14 protein-coding genes are annotated in these 17,779 nt (G+C 67.3%); 10 read left to right on the plus strand and 4 right to left on the minus strand.

Annotated features, from left to right (window positions below; genetic code table 11):
• Positions 1 to 20: 20 nt before the first annotated feature.
• A complete protein-coding gene (locus ACFC0O_RS37680) occupies positions 21 to 362 on the minus strand; it encodes a cytoplasmic protein (RefSeq protein ID WP_375966775.1) in 342 nt (113 codons plus the stop codon).
• Between the two features lie 45 nt (positions 363 to 407).
• On the opposite strand from ACFC0O_RS37680, the gene ACFC0O_RS37685 reads away from it, so the two are divergent.
• Positions 408 to 1,001, plus strand: coding sequence for a TetR/AcrR family transcriptional regulator (locus ACFC0O_RS37685; protein WP_375966777.1), 594 nt, complete (start codon positions 408 to 410; stop codon positions 999 to 1,001).
• A 24-nt stretch (positions 1,002 to 1,025) separates the two neighbouring features.
• On the opposite strand, the gene ACFC0O_RS37690 is transcribed toward ACFC0O_RS37685, so the two are convergent.
• Positions 1,026 to 2,330: a family 1 glycosylhydrolase gene (locus ACFC0O_RS37690; protein WP_364633186.1), complete on the minus strand. Its 1,305-nt coding sequence runs from the start codon at positions 2,328 to 2,330 to the stop codon at positions 1,026 to 1,028.
• Between the two features lie 105 nt (positions 2,331 to 2,435).
• Complete coding sequence (locus tag ACFC0O_RS37695; protein WP_375966779.1) at positions 2,436 to 3,647, minus strand: saccharopine dehydrogenase family protein; 1,212 nt, start codon at positions 3,645 to 3,647, stop codon at positions 2,436 to 2,438.
• Between the two features lie 49 nt (positions 3,648 to 3,696).
• On the opposite strand from ACFC0O_RS37695, the gene ACFC0O_RS37700 reads away from it, so the two are divergent.
• Positions 3,697 to 4,158 carry a hypothetical protein gene (locus ACFC0O_RS37700; RefSeq protein ID WP_375966780.1) on the plus strand — a complete coding sequence of 154 codons (462 nt, stop codon included), beginning with the start codon at positions 3,697 to 3,699 and terminating at the stop codon, positions 4,156 to 4,158.
• On the opposite strand, the gene ACFC0O_RS37705 is transcribed toward ACFC0O_RS37700, so the two are convergent.
• The gene (locus ACFC0O_RS37705; protein WP_375966781.1) at positions 4,147 to 5,040 is read right to left on the minus strand and encodes a PaaX family transcriptional regulator C-terminal domain-containing protein; all 894 of its coding nucleotides are present in this window, start codon (positions 5,038 to 5,040) and stop codon (positions 4,147 to 4,149) included. The genes ACFC0O_RS37700 and ACFC0O_RS37705 overlap by 12 nt on opposite strands.
• A gap of 222 nt (positions 5,041 to 5,262) precedes the next feature.
• On the opposite strand from ACFC0O_RS37705, the gene ACFC0O_RS37710 reads away from it, so the two are divergent.
• The 8 genes from ACFC0O_RS37710 to ACFC0O_RS37745 all read left to right on the plus strand — a co-directional run bounded on the left by ACFC0O_RS37710 (position 5,263) and on the right by ACFC0O_RS37745 (position 17,770).
• On the plus strand, positions 5,263 to 6,792 hold the full coding sequence (locus tag ACFC0O_RS37710; protein WP_375966783.1) for a hypothetical protein: 1,530 nt from the start codon (positions 5,263 to 5,265) through the stop codon (positions 6,790 to 6,792).
• Between the two features lie 109 nt (positions 6,793 to 6,901).
• Positions 6,902 to 9,640, plus strand: coding sequence for an AAA family ATPase (locus tag ACFC0O_RS37715; RefSeq protein ID WP_375966785.1), 2,739 nt, complete (start codon positions 6,902 to 6,904; stop codon positions 9,638 to 9,640).
• 152 nt (positions 9,641 to 9,792) lie between these two features.
• Positions 9,793 to 10,329: a hypothetical protein gene (locus ACFC0O_RS37720; protein ID WP_375966787.1), complete on the plus strand. Its 537-nt coding sequence runs from the start codon at positions 9,793 to 9,795 to the stop codon at positions 10,327 to 10,329.
• A gap of 285 nt (positions 10,330 to 10,614) precedes the next feature.
• Positions 10,615 to 11,802 (plus strand): MarP family serine protease, encoded by a 1,188-nt coding sequence (locus ACFC0O_RS37725; RefSeq protein WP_375966788.1) that lies wholly within the window; start codon positions 10,615 to 10,617, stop codon positions 11,800 to 11,802.
• Positions 11,803 to 11,856: 54 nt separating this feature from the next.
• Positions 11,857 to 15,225, plus strand: coding sequence for a BTAD domain-containing putative transcriptional regulator (locus ACFC0O_RS37730; protein ID WP_375966790.1), 3,369 nt, complete (start codon positions 11,857 to 11,859; stop codon positions 15,223 to 15,225).
• A 215-nt stretch (positions 15,226 to 15,440) separates the two neighbouring features.
• The gene (locus tag ACFC0O_RS37735) at positions 15,441 to 16,403 is read left to right on the plus strand and encodes an alkaline phosphatase family protein (RefSeq protein ID WP_375966792.1); all 963 of its coding nucleotides are present in this window, start codon (positions 15,441 to 15,443) and stop codon (positions 16,401 to 16,403) included.
• Positions 16,404 to 16,497: 94 nt separating this feature from the next.
• Positions 16,498 to 17,469 carry an alkaline phosphatase family protein gene (locus ACFC0O_RS37740; protein WP_375966794.1) on the plus strand — a complete coding sequence of 324 codons (972 nt, stop codon included), beginning with the start codon at positions 16,498 to 16,500 and terminating at the stop codon, positions 17,467 to 17,469.
• Between the two features lie 64 nt (positions 17,470 to 17,533).
• The gene (locus tag ACFC0O_RS37745; protein WP_375966796.1) at positions 17,534 to 17,770 is read left to right on the plus strand and encodes a hypothetical protein; all 237 of its coding nucleotides are present in this window, start codon (positions 17,534 to 17,536) and stop codon (positions 17,768 to 17,770) included.
• The last annotated feature ends 9 nt before the right edge of the window (positions 17,771 to 17,779 follow it).

Consider the following 17,779-nt stretch of genomic DNA (forward strand, 5'->3'; position numbering starts at 1 on the left):
ACGCGAAGCGCATTCGGGCCCTACGGCGCGCTGGGGCCCAGGGTGGGGGCGGCCGGTGCCGGTGCGGGCTCCTTGAGCTCGATGAACAGGGCGTGGCTGTCGGTATCGCCGATGTTCTCGCCCTCGTGTTCCTGCGCGCCGACCCAGCGCACCTGACCCGCTGTCAGTTCGACCTCGACCCGGCGTCCGCCCGAGGTGATGCGTCGGCGGAAGGAGGCCAGCGGGTACATCACGCTGTCGGGGTGGTCGTGCGGCCGGGTGCGGTCGCCGGGTTTATCGCGGTATTCCAGGACGCGGACGCGGTCATTTTCGAAGATGACCCGGTACAACTCCGGGCTGACGAGGACGGGATCGGTGCTCATGAGCGGCCTCCGGAAAGTATATGGGACTAAGGTACCATGATGGGCATGTCGGTGCCATATGAGGAATCCGGTCGCCGGGGACAGAAGGCGCGCACGCGCACGGCGTTGATCACGGCGACCCGGGCGCTGCTGGCGCAGGGGCTCATCCCAACCGTCGAGGATGCCGCCCAGGCCGCGGATATCTCCCGGACCACGGCCTATCGGTACTTTCCGAATCAGCGAACCCTGCTCGCGGCGGTGCGACCGGAGATCGAGCAGACGTCACTGCTGCCAGATCCGGCCCCCGGCGATGTCCGCACCCGACTCGAACTGGTGATGCGCGAATGCGGCCGGATCAATCTGGAATGGGAGCCGGAATTACGCGCCTCCCTGCGGCTTTCGCTGGAGCCCGGTGCGGCCGAATCGTCCCCGCTGCGGCGCGGCCGGGCCATCGGCTGGATCGAGGATGCGCTGACCCCGCTGCGGGACTCGCGCCCGGAGGTCGATATTCACCGTCTGGCCATAGCGATTCGCTCGGCCACCGGCATCGAATCGTTCATCTGGCTCGTCGACGTCGCGGGCCTCACCAGGGATGAGGCCATCGAAACCCTGTGCGACACAGCGCAAGCGCTGCTCTCAGCCGCGGATCCCGTTCGCTGATCGGCGATTACGAACCGCCGCGGGTCAGCGGCCCGGGACTGTGACGGGGGCGAAGCAGCTCGAGGGGAGATCCTGTAGTGAGCACAGCGCCGGAGCCCGGGTGGGGAGATAGCCGTTCGGAACGCCACCGGAATTGGCTATATCGCGGTACGCGTTCACCGCATCGGTGGGACGGCGGGTCAGGCTCGGATCGGTGGTGACATCGACGGTATAGAGCCCGAAACGCGGTGCGTAGCTGCCCCATTCGTAATTGTCGGTGATGCTCCAGTAGTTGTAGCCGATGACGTTCATACCGTCGGCCTTGGCGCGCTGGACCCAGTAGACGGTGTCGCGGAGGTTGTCGGAGCGGGTCATACCGTCTGTGGTGGCCGACCCGTTGTCCGAGGGCATCCCGTTCTCGACGATATACAGCGGGCGGCCCGGGAACTTCTGGGCGTAGCGGCGCAGCGTGTAGTAGATCCCCTCGGGTTCGAGAATGAGACCGGAGGGCTGATTCAGCAGGCTCGCGACCACATTCGGCGGTTTGGACAGCGATCCGCCGTAGTAGTAGTCGATGCCGATGTAGTCGAGCTTGTCGGCGATCCGGTCGATAAAGGACGCGTCGGCCTGTGCCGCACCGAGATCGTTGGCGGCGAGATTACTGGTGACCATCGCACCGGGCTGGCGCGCGTGGATGTGGTCGTAGATGGCGCGGTGCGCGGCGACCATGCGATCGATCATGGGGGTGACATCGAGCGTGCCGATATCGCCGATGCGCTGTTCCTGGCCGACATAGGCGAGCGGTTCGTTGAAGGTGACCCACAGCGGATCCGACCCCGCGTACCGATCCACCACGGCGCGGGCATTGGTCAGCCAATCGTCGACCATGCCGGGATTGCGCCAGCCGCCGCGATCGACCGCCCAGCCTGGAAACACCCAGTGGTCCAGGGTGATCATGGGCCGCATACCGGCCGAGCGGATGCGCGCGATCATGGCGTCATAGAAAGAAAAATCCCATTCGCCCGGATTTGGTTGCACCCGAGCCCATTCCACGCTAACTCGGTAGACACCGACGCCGAGATCGGCGGCGTGCTGAATATCCTCACCGTAACGATGCAGGAAATCGACCGAATTGCCATAGCCCTGCGCGCGCCCGGAGTTGGCGTACCGACTCCAATTACTGTCCGGCGCAGACCCTTCGCTCTGGAATCCGGAACTGGACACACCCCACATGAAATTGCCGCCGACCTGCGGTAGCCCCGAATCCGCCGTGGCGGTGCCGGGTGCGACTATCGCGCACGAGGCGGCCAGAACGATGCATGCCAGCGAGAACAGTGCACGATGTCCCATTGCAACGAGAGTACCTGCCGGAAAGCATGTTTCGGGGCGGACCGATCAGATTGACGATTCACCAGGATGGAAAATACCGACCAGACCTCACTGTTTAGCTACCGGTCAGCATCCCGTCAAGTGCTCGACAATGACCGCGGGACCGTCACCGGACAGGCCGAGATGCGGGCGGAGGTCGCGGAAGAAGCGGTCCGGGTCCATCACCGATTCCGGGGGATGGACGCCGGGGCGGCGGGCGCTGCCGTCGACGAGCTGGGATAGAGCCAATGCCAATGGGATTCCCGTCGCGCGGCTCATATCGTCGATGAACAGTGGTGTGCCGGTTCCGGAATCGTCCGCGAGATACGCCAGGGTGGTGTGCGGCCGGTCGTCCCTGCGTCCGCGAGCCGCGGCGAAGAACGGCGGCAGGGTACCGGGAGAGTGGAATCGACCGGCGGCGATGAGCGACCGGATACCGCGCAGTAGACCGGGTTTCAGCAGCTGTGCCGAGGCGGTCTCATTGGTCAGTTCGCCGCGATCGATATCGCGGCGCAGGACGTCCAGAAACGCCGCGGTACCCGGGGTGACGATCATCAGGGTGGCGGCCTCGCCGGTGGGGCGCAGTGTGCGGTGCAGCGTCACGGGTTCGGGATGGCCGACGGTGTAACCGGTGCCGCGCCGATCGCCGGGCAGTTCCAAGGAGATCGGACGCAAGGGCGGCTCACGAGTCGTACGGCCGTGGCGGACAACGGTAATGGTGCCGCTGATCTGCTCCATCCAGTGCATGAGCGCGGCGGGCGGATGCGCGCCATCCTCCGGTGACAGCTCCTCGGTGCTGCCGCGCGGCACATCGACCGGCCAGGCGGTGTAGACGTCCTCGACGGTATCGAGTGCGCCCGCGGCGGCCATCGCGAGCAGATTGCTCACCCCCGGACTCGCGCCCATCCCGATCACGGCGCAGACCCCGGCTTCCCTTGCGGCGGAGTCGAGTTCGAGCATTCGCAGCGTGGGTTCCCAGTCATCGCACAGATCGAGGTAGTGCGTACCGGTGGCGATGGCGGCACGCAGTACGGGCAGTCCGAATCGGTAGTAGGGCCCGACGGTATTGAGTACGACATCCGCGTCCCGCAACGCGTCGTGCAGAACGGCCGAGTCGGTCACGTCTACCCGTTGCGCGCGGACCGCGCAGCTTCCCGCGCGCAGCTCCGCGGTAAGTCGCCGCGCCGCATCGAGATCGCGATCCGCCACGACGATCTCCTCGATGCCGGGGAGTCGCGCGGCGGTGCGCACCGCGACGGCTCCCATCGCGCCCGGACCGCCCAGCGCCAGTACCTTCATCACAGTTCCTATCATTTCGCAGACGATCGTTTATGGGATGATAGATCGCGTGAAGCGATTTCTGCCAGGAGCATCGAATGTTCAGTGGGCCGACCTGCGACGACTGGATCCGATGGCACGGCAGCGCGCACTGGAAGCGGCCGCCTCGCAACTGCTGGCGTTGATCACGCTCCCGTTCACGCATCCGGGCGTAGCGCACCCGCCGGAGTGGACTCAGCTGCTGGGCCTGGCATTCCTGCTGGCTTCCTGCGTGATCACACTGCACACCTGGAGCGTGCTCGTGGGACGCGTCGGGTACGCGCGCTCGCGCATGCGCACCGATGTGCGAATACGGCGGCAGGTGGTGAACGAGCGCCGCCTGCGCCGAGCCGCGCTGATCTATCCGATCGTGACGCTGGTATTGATCCCGCTACCGCCGACCTGGCGGTGGCTGTGGTTCACACTGACCGTCATTTCGGCGGTCCTGGGCGCGATAGCGCTGTACCGACTGCCGCGGTCGCTACCGGGTTGACGCCCGAGCGGGCTGTTCCCGCAGCACCTCGGCGGTGACGTCGTAGTACCACTGGAAAACCCTTGTGGCATTGGGTGTTTCGGTGCGCGCCAGCTCCGCCCAGCAGGCCGCGACCGCCGCGCGCGCCTGTGCGCCGACCCAACCCCGGGGCAGCAGTTCCGGCGGCAGCAATGGATCGGGGTCCAGGGCGCGGGTGAACTCGGTCCCCAATTCGATTTGCAGCGTGAGCCGTTGGGTCGGCGTGGGCGGTGTGGCCGCGCGCAGTGCGCGCAGTATCCGCTGCGCGACCTCGAGCAGGCGACGATGCCCGGCGGCGAGTCGATCCAGCGGCCAGAGCCTCTCGGCCAGCGCCCGCGGGGTGCGGGTGCCGCCGATCAGCAGATCGGTCGTGCTGAGCAGGGTGAGATATTCGGTGACGCCGAGTTCGGCCGCGGCGGCGGCGATCCGGTCCTCCCAGGGATTGGCGCTCACATACAGTCCGCCTTGAATGGGCGCGCCGCCGAGCCGGACAATGGTGTCGCGCATGGCATCTCGTGCCTGCCGCGCGGTTTCGGGAATCCCGAACGCTGCCAGTCGCCAATGTCCGTCCCAGGGCTCGACACCGCGATCCTGCCGGTACATATAGCGCAGGAATTCGATATCGGGTTCGAGCGCCCCGCGGGTGCGATCGGTCGCGTACAGCACGGCCTTGCGGCCCCGGCCCTCATGGGTGAACTGTCCCTCGGCGACGAGCCGTTTGATGCACAGCCGAACCTGCTGATCGGTCATGCCGAGGGTGTTCGCGACGGCGTACAGCTCACCGGCGTCAATGGTGGAGTCCTGCCGGATCATGCTTTCCACCAGTGTGCGGGTCGGGATCTCGACGGCATCGCTGTCCGGCATCGCGCACCCCTTTCCGGCGGTTCTGGTCACTGCGTTCGAACATCATACGTTCGGGCGAATTCCGATAGACGCGTGCGGCGAGTGCGCGTACGCGGCGACTTCGGCGGGTTACAGTGCCGGAGATTCAACCCGGCCGGGCGAAGAATTGCGGAGCGGAGGCGACTGATTTTCATGACGGGGCGTTGTGCGCGAGGGACATCGGCCCTCATCGCGGCGGTGTGCGTGGCGGTTATCGGACCGGGCACGGGTGTGGCCGCCGCGGATTCGGATTCCCGCCCGCTCGGATGTGTGCCCGCGATCGGCACCCTGCAAATTCTGCCGCCGCTACCGGGTTTGTTCCTGCCGCTGCCGAGCATCAGGGGAGTGTCGGAGTTCGACGATCTGCCCGTGGCATCGGCCGATCTTTCGTTCCCGCCGAGCGTCGACTTCCGCGATAACACCCAGGGATTCAACAGTTTCGTCGATGTGGTGCTGCGCGATGGTTCGCTGTACACCCGCCCGCGCGAATCGAATTCGCCGTGGCGCAGGATACCGACGCCCGGCTGTCTCGACGGCGGGATCGTCGCGGTCTCGGTGAACAACAACATGCTGGTCGCGGCGGACGCGAACGGCTGGATCTACTCCATGGACAATCTGCTTTCCGGTCCGCTGCTGTGGAATTGGACCTATTCCTACGGCGGGCCGATCTGGCTGTGGCCGGGTGAGCGGATTCCGGGCACCGGCGGTGGTCCGATCGCATCGAGCCGCTGGGCGATCAGCCATCGCATGTCGGCGAGTTTCACCGATGCCGAGGGCTACACCCATCCGACGACCGCGGGCCTGGTGCAATTGGTCGCGCTCTCGCAGGACGGCGCGCGCATCACCTACCAGGATCCTTGGCTGCCCGCCGATCTGAGTTATGAGATCGGCGGACCGGAGGACGGCCGCTTCATTTCCGAGGCATTGACCACCTCGGGTTCGGTGACCTTCGTGATGAATCGGTACGGCGATATGTACACGCGCAAATACGATTTGGATCTGGCGGGCGCGAATCACATTCCGGGGCGGTACACCTGGCAGCCGCAGGGGCAGAAGGCTTCGGCCCCCAATCAATTGCTCGAACGCGTCGACCCGCAATACGCCGCGATCTCGCTACCCGCGCAGGACTGGTTGCGACAGCCCAAGATTCCGGGCGAGATCACCGCCCGCCTGTCCATTCACGACAGCGGTCCCGCGATGGAGAACCGGGAATTGCGCGTCGAGGGTCGAGATAACGGCCGCACCGGCTACTGGCACAAGGATCTGGTCGCCCCCGCCTGGGACTTCACCCCGACCGATCAGGAACTGGGCGGTATTCCGATCGCCAACTCACCCCGGGACCGGTCGGCCGACACCCTCGTCGCGCCGAGTGATCTGGCCTTCCAGGGCGCACTGCCCGACGGCTGGACCCTGCGCCTGGACCACTTCGATTGGGCGCAGACGAAACACCCCGCCACCCTCACCTCGCCCACCGGTCGCGCCTATGACATCGGCCTGTACACGGCCGATGAACTCCGCCTGCTGCCACGCGGTTCCGGCCTGGACGACAATCCGCGCGGTCTGGAAGGCGCGCTCGACCTGCGTCCCGCCGACCCCGGGCACCCCGACAACGCGGAGCTGCGCCGCTTCATCGACACCCGTCTGAACGGCAGTGACATCTACGAGGTCACCGTCCAGGCCACACGCTCGCAATTGGTCCTGAACCCGCTCGGTGCCGTTCTGCCACGCGGCTAGCCCGCGACCCGGCGCGGCGAATGTTCTTTCCGCACTGTGCGATTGACCTAAACTCTCCGGATACATCACCTCATGGCGGGACTGGTGCGGACTTCGGAGTGTGATACCGGTGCTGTTCGGGCGCGAGGCCGAGATGGACCTGCTCACCCGCTTCGTGGCGGGCGAATGCGGTGCGGACGGTGTACTGGTGCTGACCGGCGAACCCGGAGTCGGCAAGACCGCGCTCCTGCACGCCGCGATCGAGGTGGCGGGCTGGCACGGGGTGCGGGTGCTGCGGGCGGGTGCGCTGGAATTCGAGGCCGATACCCAGTTCGGCGCTCTGAATCAGTTGCTGCAACCCGCGATCGACTGCGTCGACGCGCTCGCCGAACCGCATCGGGAGGCGATGCGCGTGGTGATGGGGTCGGCGGCGGGTCCGGTCCCGGGACAGTTGCTGGCCGGGGCTGCGACCCTGGCTCTGCTGCGGACCTGTGCCGGGGACGCGGCACTGCTGCTGGTCGTCGACGATGTGCAGTGGCTGGATCTGTCCAGCGCCATGGCATTGATCTACGCGCTGCGGCGGCTGTCCGATACGAATATCCGACTGTTGACGGCGGTGCGTACCGATTCCGGTGATGCGTTCACCCGCAGCGGTTTTCGCGTTCACGATGTCCGGCCGCTGGACGATCGCACCGCCGAGGAGCTGTTGCGGTCCGCGTTCCCGGCGCTGCCCACCGGGGTGCGCGGCCGCCTGCGCGCCGATGCGCGCGGGAATCCGCTCGCACTGCTGGAATTGCCCGTCGCATTGGAGATCGAGGGCGGTCGTGCGCGTCTGCCCGAGATGCTCCCGCTGACCCGGCGACTACAGCAGGTATTCGCGGATCGGCTGCGATATCTCCCGGCCGGTACCCGGCGCATGCTGTTGTTCGCGGTGCTGGCGGGCGCGGAGGACGCGGTGGTGCTCGGTGCTCGTCTCGCGACACCGGACGGGCGCGATGAGCTCGCACCTGCCGAGCGTGCCGGGATCGTGCGCACCGATCCGCGCACCGGCAGGCTCGAATTCCGGCATCCGCTATTGCGTTCGGCGGTGGTGGAGTTGTCGACCGGAGCCGAACGCCGGAACGCGCATCGACTGCTCGCCGATATTTTCGCGGACGCACCGTCGCGTCGCGCCTGGCATCTGGGTCAGGCCGCCGCCGGTCCCGATGAGGAACTGGCCGGACTGCTCGAAAGCGTGTCGCGGCGCATGCTGCACGCGGGGGACAGCGTGCGCGCGACCGCGACCATGCTGCGCGCCGCGGAACTCAGTCCCGCCGAGTCCGATCGGGTGCGCCGCACCGCGCGCGCGGCGTATCTGGGTTCGCTGCTGACCGGGGAGGTGTCCGATACCGCCCGATTACTGCGTACCGCTCCGGAGTCCGCGACGGGTGGCCGGTCGCTGGCGGTGGCGCTGGCCGCGGCCTACCAATTGCTCAATACCGAGGGTGATATCGCGACCGCGAGCCGAATGCTGCTGGCCGCCTTGCGAAATGACGCCGACTCCGGCGGCGGTGATCCCGAAATCGTCTCCGAAGCGCTGCATTCGCTGCTCTATATCGGGTTCTACAGCGGCCGTGACGATATGTGGCCCGAAATCCGGGCGGCCCTGGATCGGGTGCTGCCGGAACCCTCGGACACCCTGGCCCTGCTCGCCGGTCCGTTCGTCGATCCGGTGCACACCGGCGCGAAGGTGCTGACCGAACTCGATGCGGCACTTGATGATCTGCGCTTCACCTCGGATCCGGTGCGCATCGTCCGGGTCGCGACCGCGGCGGCCTATCTGGATCGGATCGGGCGGGTCCGCGAACCGCTGCAGCGCGTGATCGACGACGGCCACGACGGCGGTGCGGTCGCCCGGGCACTCGAGGCGCTGCTCCTGCTCGGCAATGACGACTTCTTCAGCGGCGCTTGGGATCATCTGATCGAGGTGACCGACGAGGGCCTGCGATTGTGTGACGAGCTGGATTATCCGGTCACCGCGGGATCGGGAAAACTGCTGCGCGGCTTGGTCGCCGCCGCACGCGGTGATGACGCGACGGTCGAGCGGCTCGGTGAGCAATTGCTGATGTGGGCGGCCCCGCGCAATCTGCTGACCCTGGCGCACTACTCCTCGCATATCCGCTGTCTGTACGCGCTCGGAAATTCCGCGTTCACCGATGCCTTCCGGCACGCGGCCACCGTCAACCCGCCCGGGGTGTTCCTGCCGCACCGGCCGCACGCGCTGTGGCTGGTGCTGGACCTGACCGAGGCCGCGGTGCGCAGTGGGCGGGCGGAGGCGGCGCGAGAACACGCCGATGCGGCGAAAGCGGCAGGGCTGGAGGATCTTTCACCACGTCTCGCGATGATCACCAGCGCCGCGCAGGCGCTCGCGCATCCGGCCGAGTCTCGCATCGCGTTCGAGCGGGCGCTCGCGGTGCCGGGCACCGAACGCTGGGTGTTCGATCGCGCCCGCATCGAACTGCTCTACGGTGAGCAGCTCCGCCGGGACCGTGCGACGGCTGCCGCCCGGGACCACCTTTCCACCGCCGCAACGATTTTCGCCGAGTTGGGGGCCGTGCCCTGGTTGCGGCGGGCGCAGTCCGAACTCCGGGCGGCCGGGGAGCCGGGCGCGCCGGGCGCGACCGCGCTGACCCCGCGCGAACAAGCGGTGGCCGAGTTGGCGGCGGCGGGCCGGACCAACAAGCAGATCGGTGAGGAACTGTTCCTGTCCGCGCGGACGGTGTCCACCCACCTTCAGCATGTGTTCCACAAACTCGGCATCACCCGTCGCGGTGCGCTCCGCGACAGCTTGGCAACGCGGTCAGGCGGCCCGGGGCCGAACATCGAATAACGAAGTGAATTGCCACCGTTCCTCACTTATGGGCGATTTAGCCGATTTGGCCGATTGTGTCCCGACGCGCCGGTTCGCTGTCCTAACCTCGAACGCGACGATGTATTGCCGCTTCAGCTCGATCAACGATGATCTCGAGAGAGGTGCAGGACATGTCGACATTCCGTAGTGCGCTCTTCGCGGGCGCGGTGGCCGGGTTCGCGAGCGCCGCCGCTCTCACCGCCGGAACCGCCTCGGCCGATCAACTCGACGAAGGTGGCTGCAGCGCCGGCGCGATCGAGTGGCAGGCGAACGGCCCGGGCTTCACCGGCAGCAATCAGGCTCCGGTGGGCAGCAATATCGGCGGCCATCTGCTGGCCTGCCACGGCGCTCCCACCGATATCAGCGTCGGCACCATTATCGGCACCACCTTCGAACCGGCCGCCACCTGCTACGGCAGTCGCGGCGGGCGTGCCGATCTGCTCGTCATCTGGGATAACGGCCAGAACAGCCATGTCATCGGCACCTGGGAATGGACGCTTGGCCAGCAGGCGACCAATCACCTCAAGATCGTCGGCGGTCTCGGCTCGGGTCGCACCCTGGATGTGGTGACCGGACCGCCGGAGGTCAGCCCCGCCTCGGTCACCGGCTGCATCGTGGGCGGCTATCACGCGGGCAGCTATCAGGTGCTCGGCGCCAAAATCGTCTGACGAACGATAGCGGTATCGCGAATCGGGCGATTCGTTCAAAATCCGTTCAACGGGCATTGAACGCACCGCTCGGGCGGCGTTGTCATGGCGAATTCACGCCGATACGCTCGTTTCGGTGCCGCTGACGAACCCGCAGATTCTATTGCGGCACAGTGATATTCGCCGACAAACACCAGGAGGAGCGACTCCCGCACGAACCCGGCTCCGGTGGCCCCCTCGCCCATCGGAGCCGGGTTCACGGCTGTCCACACCCCGCCGATTCCACCCTCGCCCCCGGAGATCACGTTGACGCAGTCGAATGTGCTGGACCTGATGGTGTTGGCGGCGATGCTGTTCGCCGCGCTACAGGGGTATCGCCGGGGTGTGATCACCGCGCTGCTGGGATTCACCGGCGTGCTCGGCGGGGTGTGGTTCGGCGCGCAGCTCATCGATGCGGTGCGGCCGTACCTGCCATTGGGTCCGGTCGGCTGGGTGCTCATGGTGACCGCGATCGTCGCCGCGGTGGTGGGCGGGCAATTCGGGGGCGAGTGGCTGGCGCGGCGGGTGCTGCGGGTCGACCGGGCCCGGCGCTTCCAGCGGATCGACGCCATCGCCGGTGGCTGCTGTCAGGCGCTGGCGGTTCCGGTCGCGGTGTGGCTGCTCGCGACCGCGGTTGCGGTCACTGCCGGTGCGAATATCGTTGCGGTGCTGGATGATTCGCAGACCGTTCGGGCAATGGACACGGTTGCGCCGTACTGGCTCGTGAATATGTCCCGCACCTTCGCCAGTCCGCTGCGGGAATTGGGTCCGGTGCAAGACGACGAATGGTCGACACCACCGGCGGAGCGGGCTCTCGCACCGGACGCGGCGATCCTGTCCGGTCCGGCGGCGGCCGCGGCGCAACGCAGTGTGCTGCGTGTCTCGGGCACGGCGGAGGGCTGCGGGCGGCTGACCGGAACGGGTTTCGTCATCGCGCCCGAACGAGTGCTGACCAATGCGCACGTGGTCGCGGGGATGTCGGAGATATCGGTCCGGGAGGCCGGGCGGGCGCTGTGGGGCACCGTGGTGGCCTTCGATCCGGGGAATGATCTCGCGGTGGTGGAGGTGCCCGGGCTGAGCGCGCCGCCGGTGGTGGTCGCGGCCGGTCCGGCCGATCCCGGGGCGAGCGTGATGGTGCTCGGCTATCCGGGCGGTGGTTCCTACACCGCGGCGGCCGGGCGGGTACTGGCTCGCACGGTGCGGCAGGTGCCGGATGTCTATCACGTGGCGGTCGCCCCGCGCTGGATCTATCAGGTGTCCGGTGCGGTCCGGGAGGGCGATTCCGGTGGGCCGCTGGTGGATTCGCAGGGCCGGGTGCTGGGAATCGTATTCGCCGCCGATAGCGCCGGGCGCGATATCGGCTATGCGATGGATGTGCGCCGGGCGCTGGGTCAGCTCGGTGGTGATGCGCTGCGTTCGATTCGACCCGTACCGACCGGTCCGTGCCGTCTGTAACAGCGACTACGCTCGGCAACATTCGGGCGAAGCTGGGGAGATCGGTGGTTCGGGATGGGTGATATCGACGCTGACCATTCCGCGCTGCGATTCACCCTGTTGAACGGGGTCGGAGCACAATCGGATGGTCGGGTGCTCGATCTCGGCCCGCCGCAGCGACGAGCGGTGCTCGGCGCATTGGCTATTCGTCGGCGACAGTGGGTTCCGATCGCGAGTCTGGTGGCAGCGCTCTACGAATCCGAGCAGCCCGTTCGTGGTGTCCGCGTGGTGCAGACTCATATCTCGGCGCTGCGGCGGGTGCTGGAACCCGCGCGTTCGCCGCGTGCGCCCGCGACCGTACTGCTGTCCGGGCACGGCGGATATCAATTGCTGATCACCGATGAGCAACTCGATCTCGGGGTCTTCGAACAGCTGCTGTCCGAGGCTGAAAACGCCCGTGACCGCGCGGAATGGGATGTAGCACAGCGGCGGTACGAAAGCGCCCTGCGTATCTTCCCGGGTGATGCGCTGCCCGGGATTCCGGGACCGTTCGCCGCCGCCCAGCGCGCGCTGCTGATCGAACGCAGGCTCTCGGCAGTCGAGGACTACCTCGATGCGACGATTCGTGCGCAGCGCTCCGAACAGGCGATCGATGGACTGCGCGTGCTCATTTCCGAGCAGCCGCTGCGGGAACGGCCGCCCGTACTGCTGATGCGCGCGTTGCATGCGCAGGGGCGGCGCTCGGAGGCGCTCGAGGTCTACACGGCGACGCGGCGGCTGCTGATCGATCGACTCGGCGTCGAACCCGGGCCGGAACTGCGCGCACTGCACAGCGGCATTCTGTCGGGGCGGGCGGTGAACGCGCCCTCGGTTCCGGCTGTCGTGCCCGACGCCGGGGACCAGTCGCCCGCCGACGGTGATTGCGGGTCGATCATCGGACGGGACGCCGAACTCGCGCGGTTCATCGCACCCGCCGAGCGCGCGGCGGCGGGCAGCGGTGGGTTCGCGGTCGTGGTGGGGTATCGGGGGTTCGGCACGTCCGCGATGTTGCGGGCGTTGGGGACGCGTGTACCGGCGGCTCGCACGCTCTGGGTGGATGCGGGAAAGTGTTACGAGACAGGCGAATCGGGCTTGCTGGCGTCGATTGCCGGAGCGCTGGAACCCACCGCACCGGGATTGCGGGCGGGCACCGATCCGGAGCTGCGGCACGAATTGCTGCGCGGGTTCGCGTCCGCTTCGGCGGATGGGCTGCTGCTGGTACTGATCGATGACATCAGTCGCGCCGATGACCGGTCGATCCGGGTGCTGGCCGCGCTCGCACCGCAGCTGCGGACCTTGCGGGTGCTGGTGGTCGTCGCCGTGGAGGATCAGCAGTGGGATCCCGTGCTCGGTGCTCGTCAGGCCGTGCTGGAGCGCGCGGCCCAGCCGGTCGTGCGGGTGGGCGCACTCGGTGACGCCGCCATCGCGGAATTGGCCCGGCGTCGTCTCGGGGCGGTCGCGACACCGGAGCTGATCGACGATATCGCGCGGGCCACGGCGGGTATCCCGGATCTGCTGGTGGGGTTGATCGCCGATATCGGATCGCTGCCCGAGGTGAGCCGACTGCCGCGGCGGCTGCCCGAGGGGGCGTACACGCTCGCCATGCGGCATCAATTGGGCAGTGCCACAGCGGAATTGCTCGACACCTACCGAGTGATGAACGCATTGCCCGAGGGCCGGGCCGAACTGCCCGTCATCGCGGCTGTGGTCGGCGAATCGGTCAGCGAGACCCGCTATCGCTGCGAATTGCTCGCCACCGCACACGTATTGAGCTCGATCGAGCCTCCGGTATTCCGGCATCCCTTGATAGGCAATACGGTTCGGCAGTTGCGACCGGTCGTCGACGATTCGGCGATCCATCTGGCGGCGGCTCGGCACGCCCGGGCGGTCGGGCGTCCGGTGCGTGAGATCGCCGCGTATCTGCACGACCTGCGTGGTGACCGGTATGCCGAATGGACCCCGCTGCTGGTGGAGGCGGCGCAGGAATGCGTGCACGCGCGTGCCGTCGATGAGGCGATGCGGCATCTCGAATCGGCGCTGCGCATAGCGGGACCGGAGACTCGCGCGGATGTGCTGGTCCGGCTGGGCGCTCTCGAACAGTTCACGAATCCGGCTGCGGCGCGGCACTATCTGGAGCAGGCGCTGGCGGCGCAGCGGGCGGCGCGGGCATCGCCCACCGCGCTGGTTCCGCTGCTGTGGAGTATGGCCACGCAGCGCCAGTCCGCGGCGGCGGCCGCACTGCTGGATGAGGTGCTGGCCGAGACGCGGGAACGGGATCCGGTGGCGGCGCGCGCGATACACGCCAACCGGTGGGTGATCGCGGGTATGCGACCGGAGACCTGGTCGGCCTATCTCGCCGAATTGCGCTGTGGCGCGGACGATCCGATCAGCCGGGCGGTGCTGGTCTTCGACGACGCCTTCGGTGTGGGGTGTTCGGGCCGGACGGCGCTGGATCGATTCGCGGCGGCCTTGCGCGGCAGTGGTGCCCCGGCCCCTCGGGAAATGTTCGGCATGCTCGGTCAATTGGCACTGTGGGCCGATGATCTGACGATGGCGTGGCAGCTGACCGATCAGCGCGATGACCGCTTCTTCGGTGCGATCGATATCTACCGGGCCGCCATGCGAGCCGAGATTCACTGTCGGCGAGCGGAATTCGCGCAGGCGCTGGAGGAGTGCGCATTGCCCGCCCGGGTCGTCGACCGGCGGGTGGCGCGGTATCCGGCCGTGCTCTCGATCTGGCGCGGGTACGCGCTGCTCGGATTGGGGCGGCTCGAGGAAGCGGCGGAGTGGGTCGAGATCGCGGCGGCGAGTGTGAATCCCGAACTGCTGGAATGGCTGCTGGTGAATACCGCGCGCGGTGTGATCGCGTCCATGCGCGGTCAGGCGCGGCAGGCGGCCGGGTTCTTTCTGGAAACCGGGCGCAGGGCGGTGGATTGGGGGCTGCTGAACCCCGGCTTCCTACCGTGGCGCAGTCTGGCCGCGCGGGAATTGGCCAGGCTCGGTGAGACCGGCCGTGCGGCCGAATTGGCCGCCGCCGAGCTGGAACTGGCGCGGCGCTGGGCGGTGGATCGCGGCATCGGGCTGGCCTTGCGTGGAATCGCCTGCACCGCAGCTGATTCCGATCGCATCGGAGTGCTGGAGGAGGCCGTGCGGCATTTGCGGCGCGGCGAGGCCGTCACCGAACTGTTGAGCACGCTGCTGGATCTCGCGCGGGCGCACGCGACGGCGGGGCAGCGGGGGCAGGTGCGCACCGTGCTCATCGAGGCGTACGCGATCGCTCAACCGCGTGGGGCGCTGCTGTGCCTGGATCGCGTCGAAACGCTGTGGCGGGAACTTGTATCGGATGCGGGCCCGCCGTGGTCATCGGGTCCGCATCCGATTCAAAGGCGATTCAACGGCGATTGAACGCGGAGGTGGCGAGGCTGTCTCGGACGATTTCCGCTTCCTATTCTGTCCTGTTCGCCGATCTGGCAACTCAACAGCTATTGCCTTGCGGTGCAATGGATCCGGATCATCCGATGAACCGTCGGTGAATACTGCCGCTAAGGTCTGGACCAATGGCGGGGTCGTGCGGCACGGTCTAGACCATGAAATACCCAAACGGAAATATCCTGAATCCCTTGGCCATCACTATCTTTGCCGCACTGCCGGTCTTGGCGGGGGTGATCGGAGCCGCGCCCGCGACTGCCGACGCCACCGTCAACAAGGTGGTCGTCATTGGACTCGACGGCACGATGTACAAGAAGGTGCAGGAGGCCAAGGCGCCGAATCTGCTGAAACTGGCCGGTGAGGGCACTCTCGGGCAAACTTCGATCGCACCGCACACCACCATCTCCGGCCCCTCCTGGGCCACTGTGCTGACAGGTGTGTGGGACGCCAAGCACGGCATCTACGACAACAACGTCACCACGGCCCCGTTCGTCAAGTACCCGACCGCGTTCACCCAGCTGGAGAAGGCCAATCCGGCGTTGAAGACCGAATCCTTCGCCTCGTGGGGCACCATCGCCACCATGGCGGGCTCGGGTGATCCGCACGCCGACGTGAATGTCGCGACTCCGGCTCCGGCCGATGACCCGACCGAAGCCAAGATCGATGCCGCCACAGCCGATTCCAGCGCCGCCGCGGTCACCAATGACGCGCCGGACTTCCTGTTCACGCATCTCGATCAGGTGGATGAGGCGGGCCACGGCCACGGCGGCGCGTCGGCCGAATACCTCGACGCCGTCAAGCGGGTCGATGCCGAGGTCGGCAAGATCGTGGCCGCGGTCGACGCCCGCGCCAAGGCGCATCCCAACGAGAAGTGGAACATCCTCGTCACCGCCGATCACGGCCATCGCCCGTCCGGCGGCCACGGCGGTCAATCCGCCGATGAGACGGCCAATTTCCTGATCGCTCGCGGCCCGTCCTTCAAGGCCGGGTCCACCAATACGACGAACTCCCTCGTCGATGTCACCCCGACCGTCCTGGCTCTGCTCGGCGTCAAGGGCAGCACCGATTTCGACGGCAAGTCGGTGATCAACGCCGGTGGTTCGACGCCCAGCACCGGTTCGTTCGGTTTCGATCTGCCGGGCACCGGCAGCTGACCCGGATGCCGGCCCTGCCCACCTCCACGCGGATCGGGCCGGCCTCCGGTTGCTTCCACCGTGATCGAAAGATCCACTCGCGAAAGACTCTTCCATGAAACCACAGCGCCCCGCGCGCACCTCGCTCGCGGCCCTAGCCGCCTGCATCGCGGTCCCCTTGGTCGCCGGTCTGATCGATATGCCTGCGGCACAGGCGGATCCGACCGTCAACAAGGTCGTCGTCCTCGCTTTCGACGGCGCCCTCTACAGCCGGATCCAGGAGGCCAAGGCCCCCAATCTGCTCGGGCTCGCCGCCCAGGGTGTCCTGGCCCAGACCTCGATCGCCCCGCACGCCACCACCTCGATACCGATCTGGGCGACCGGGCTGACCGGTGTATGGGATACCAAACACCACATCACCGGCTACGGCGGTGACGCGTTCGCCACCTACCCGACGGTCTTCACCCAGCTGGAGAAGGCCAAACCGCAGTTGCGCACCCGGTCGATTGTCACCTGGTCGGCCCTGGCCGACGCCGCCGCATCGGGCACCCCGGGCGTCGATGTGAACACCATTACCTCCGGCCCCAACGAAGCGGACAGCGGTACCGCGGATTTATCCGCCACCGCCATCACCGATGACGCCCCCGACTTCCTCTTCGTCGATTTCGACACGGTGGACAGCGCGGGTCATCGAGGTTCGGCCAAACCCGGCTACCTGGACGCCATCACCAAGGCCGATATCGGGGTGGGCAAGATCGTGGCCGCCATCGACGCCCGCGCCAAGGCCCACCCGAACGAGAAGTGGAACATCTTCGTCACCACGGGCAACGGCAATAAGCCGGAAGGCGGCCACGGCGGCCAATCCGCCGACGAGACAGCCAATTTCGTCATCGCCCGCGGCCCATCCTTCGCCGCAGGCACCACCAACACCACCTACTCCATCGTCGACATCACCCCCACGGTCCTGACGCTGCTCGGCGTCAAACCCGCCGCCGACATCGACGGAAAGTCGATGGTCACCGCCACCCCCGGACCATCCACCGGATCCTTCGGAATCCCCTGGCCCGGCACCGGATCAGCAGGCTGACACCCCACCGCCATATCGAAACCGCTACACACCAACACTTCTCGACCCCGAAAGAAGGCAAATCATGTCCGCTCGCACCCTCCTCACCAAATCCCTCGCCATCGCGGCCCTCACCACCCTCCCGGTAATCGCGGCAACCACAACGGCTTCCGCAGCCCCCGCCGGCACCGGCTCGGGCACCGCCACCGGCTCCGCCGACATCATCGGCGGCCTGAACCAACTCCTGAGCGGCTCCGCCACCACCATCGACGGCCTGAACCGCCTCGGCTCGGGCTCCAGCAGCCCCAACACCAACCACTGACCCCGTGAA

Origin of the sequence: Nocardia sp. NPDC056100 (genome assembly GCF_042266325.1) — a bacterium.
Classification (GTDB): Bacteria; Actinomycetota; Actinomycetes; order Mycobacteriales; family Mycobacteriaceae; genus Nocardia.

What these genes read in the sequence shown, in the direction of transcription:
- ACFC0O_RS37740 (WP_375966794.1), top strand. Translation starts at nt 16,498, where the DNA reads ATGAAACCACAGCGCCCCGCGCGCACCTCGCTCGCGGCCCTAGCCGCC.
- ACFC0O_RS37745 (WP_375966796.1), top strand. Translation starts at nt 17,534, where the DNA reads ATGTCCGCTCGCACCCTCCTCACCAAATCCCTCGCCATCGCGGCCCTC.
- ACFC0O_RS37705 (WP_375966781.1), bottom strand. Translation starts at nt 5,040, where the DNA reads ATGCCGGACAGCGATGCCGTCGAGATCCCGACCCGCACACTGGTGGAA.
- ACFC0O_RS37680 (WP_375966775.1), bottom strand. Translation starts at nt 362, where the DNA reads ATGAGCACCGATCCCGTCCTCGTCAGCCCGGAGTTGTACCGGGTCATC.
- ACFC0O_RS37720 (WP_375966787.1), top strand. Translation starts at nt 9,793, where the DNA reads ATGTCGACATTCCGTAGTGCGCTCTTCGCGGGCGCGGTGGCCGGGTTC.
- ACFC0O_RS37690 (WP_364633186.1), bottom strand. Translation starts at nt 2,330, where the DNA reads ATGGGACATCGTGCACTGTTCTCGCTGGCATGCATCGTTCTGGCCGCC.
- ACFC0O_RS37685 (WP_375966777.1), top strand. Translation starts at nt 408, where the DNA reads ATGTCGGTGCCATATGAGGAATCCGGTCGCCGGGGACAGAAGGCGCGC.
- ACFC0O_RS37695 (WP_375966779.1), bottom strand. Translation starts at nt 3,647, where the DNA reads ATGAAGGTACTGGCGCTGGGCGGTCCGGGCGCGATGGGAGCCGTCGCG.
- ACFC0O_RS37730 (WP_375966790.1), top strand. Translation starts at nt 11,857, where the DNA reads ATGGGTGATATCGACGCTGACCATTCCGCGCTGCGATTCACCCTGTTG.